This window comes from Streptomyces fumanus (assembly GCF_014655295.1).
In the GTDB taxonomy this organism is placed as follows: Bacteria; Actinomycetota; Actinomycetes; order Streptomycetales; family Streptomycetaceae; genus Streptomyces; species Streptomyces fumanus.
In genome coordinates, this window is sequence record NZ_BNBI01000031.1 from 1,882 (window position 1) to 5,080 (window position 3,199).

Below are 3,199 nucleotides of genomic sequence, written 5' to 3' on the forward strand. Positions count from 1 at the left end.
GGTGGGTGGCTGGTCGTTGTTTGAGAACTGCACAGTGGACGCGAGCATCTGTGGCCAAGTTTTTAAGGGCGCACGGTGGATGCCTTGGCACCAGGAACCGATGAAGGACGTGGGAGGCCACGATAGGCCCCGGGGAGTCGTCAACCAGGCTTTGATCCGGGGGTGTCCGAATGGGGAAACCCGGCAGTCGTCATGGGCTGTCACCCGCTGCTGAACACATAGGCAGTGTGGAGGGAACGCGGGGAAGTGAAACATCTCAGTACCCGCAGGAAGAGAAAACAACCGTGATTCCGGGAGTAGTGGCGAGCGAAACCGGATGAGGCCAAACCGTATGCGTGTGAGACCCGGCAGGGGTTGCGTATGCGGGGTTGTGGGATCTCTCTTTTACGGTCTGCCGGCCGTGAGACGAGTCAGAAACCGTTGATGTAGGCGAAGGACATGCGAAAGGTCCGGCGTAGAGGGTAAGACCCCCGTAGTCGAAACGTCAGCGGCTCGTTTGAGAGACACCCAAGTAGCACGGGGCCCGAGAAATCCCGTGTGAATCTGGCGGGACCACCCGCTAAGCCTAAATATTCCCTGGTGACCGATAGCGGATAGTACCGTGAGGGAATGGTGAAAAGTACCGCGGGAGCGGAGTGAAATAGTACCTGAAACCGTGTGCCTACAAGCCGTGGGAGCGTCGGACATCAAGCTTGCTTGGTGTCTCGTGACTGCGTGCCTTTTGAAGAATGAGCCTGCGAGTTTGCGGTGTGTTGCGAGGTTAACCCGGGTGGGGTAGCCGTAGCGAAAGCGAGTCCGAACAGGGCGACTTTAGTAGCACGCTCAAGACCCGAAGCGGAGTGATCTAGCCATGGGCAGGTTGAAGCGGAGGTAAGACTTCGTGGAGGACCGAACCCACCAGGGTTGAAAACCTGGGGGATGACCTGTGGTTAGGGGTGAAAGGCCAATCAAACTCCGTGATAGCTGGTTCTCCCCGAAATGCATTTAGGTGCAGCGTCGTGTGTTTCTTGCCGGAGGTAGAGCACTGGATAGGCGATGGGCCCTACCGGGTTACTGACCTTAGCCAAACTCCGAATGCCGGTAAGTGAGAGCGCGGCAGTGAGACTGTGGGGGATAAGCTCCATGGTCGAGAGGGAAACAGCCCAGAGCATCGACTAAGGCCCCTAAGCGTACGCTAAGTGGGAAAGGATGTGGAGTCGCAGAGACAACCAGGAGGTTGGCTTAGAAGCAGCCACCCTTGAAAGAGTGCGTAATAGCTCACTGGTCTAGTGATTCCGCGCCGACAATGTAGCGGGGCTCAAGCGTACCGCCGAAGTCGTGTCATTGCAGCAATAGGGCCAACGCCTGCTGTGATGGGTAGGGGAGCGTCGTCTGCCGGGTGAAGCAGCCGTGTAAGCGAGTTGTGGACGGTTGACGAGTGAGAATGCAGGCATGAGTAGCGATACACACGTGGGAAACGTGTGCGCCGATTGACTAAGGGTTCCTGGGTCAAGCTGATCTGCCCAGGGTAAGTCGGGACCTAAGGCGAGGCCGACAGGCGTAGTCGATGGATAACCGGTTGATATTCCGGTACCCGCTGTGAAGCGTCAAACATCGAATCCAGTGATGCTAAGCCCGTGAAGCCGCCCCTGATCTCTTCGGAGTGAGGGGGAGTGGTGGAGCCGGTGACCCGAGCTGGTAGTAGGTGAGTGATGGGGTGACGCAGGAAGGTAGTCCATCCCGGGCGGTGGTTGTCCCGGGGTAAGGGTGTAGGCCGTGCGGTAGGTAAATCCGTCGCACACGAGGCTGAGACCTGATGCCGAGCCGATTGTGGTGAAGTGGATGATCCTATGCTGTCGAGAAAAGCCTCTAGCGAGTTTCATGGCGGCCCGTACCCTAAACCGACTCAGGTGGTCAGGTAGAGAATACCGAGGCGTTCGGGTGAACTATGGTTAAGGAACTCGGCAAAATGCCCCCGTAACTTCGGGAGAAGGGGGGCCATTTCCGGTGACGGCACTTGCTGCCAGAGCTGGGGGTGGCCGCAGAGACCAGCGAGAAGCGACTGTTTACTAAAAACACAGGTCCGTGCGAAGCCGTAAGGCGATGTATACGGACTGACGCCTGCCCGGTGCTGGAACGTTAAGGGGACCGGTTAGCTTGGATTCGTCCAGGCGAAGCTGAGAACTTAAGCGCCAGTAAACGGCGGTGGTAACTATAACCATCCTAAGGTAGCGAAATTCCTTGTCGGGTAAGTTCCGACCTGCACGAATGGCGTAACGACTTCTCGACTGTCTCAACCATAGGCCCGGTGAAATTGCACTACGAGTAAAGATGCTCGTTTCGCGCAGCAGGACGGAAAGACCCCGGGACCTTTACTACAGTTTGATATTGGTGTTCGGTTCGGCTTGTGTAGGATAGCTGGGAGACTGTGAAGCTTGGACGCCAGTTCAGGTGGAGTCGTCGTTGAAATACCAGTCTGGTCGTGCTGGATGTCTAACCTGGGTCCGTGATCCGGATCAGGGACAGTGTCTGATGGGTAGTTTAACTGGGGCGGTTGCCTCCTAAAGGGTAACGGAGGCGCCCAAAGGTTCCCTCAGCCTGGTTGGTAATCAGGTGTTGAGTGTAAGTGCACAAGGGAGCTTGACTGTGAGACCGACGGGTCGAGCAGGGACGAAAGTCGGGACTAGTGATCCGGCGGTGGCTTGTGGAAGCGCCGTCGCTCAACGGATAAAAGGTACCCCGGGGATAACAGGCTGATCTTCCCCAAGAGTCCATATCGACGGGATGGTTTGGCACCTCGATGTCGGCTCGTCGCATCCTGGGGCTGGAGTCGGTCCCAAGGGTTGGGCTGTTCGCCCATTAAAGCGGTACGCGAGCTGGGTTTAGAACGTCGTGAGACAGTTCGGTCCCTATCCGCTGTGCGCGTAGGAGTCTTGAGAAGGGCTGTCCCTAGTACGAGAGGACCGGGACGGACGAACCTCTGGTGTGCCAGTTGTTCTGCCAAGGGCATGGCTGGTTGGCTACGTTCGGGAGGGATAACCGCTGAAAGCATCTAAGCGGGAAGCCTGCTTCGAGATGAGGACTCCCACCCCCTTGAGGGGTTAAGGCTCCCAGTAGACGACTGGGTTGATAGGCCAGATATGGAAGCACCGTAAGGTGTGGAGTTGACTGGTACTAATAGGCCGAGGGCTTGTCCTCAGTTGCTCGCGTCCACTGTGTT

1 rRNA gene is annotated in these 3,199 nt (G+C 57.2%); it reads left to right on the forward strand.

The features are described from left to right. Positions 1 to 52 precede the first annotated feature (52 nt). A 23S ribosomal RNA gene (locus tag IE316_RS35110) occupies positions 53 to 3,177 on the forward strand. The last annotated feature ends 22 nt before the right edge of the window (positions 3,178 to 3,199 follow it).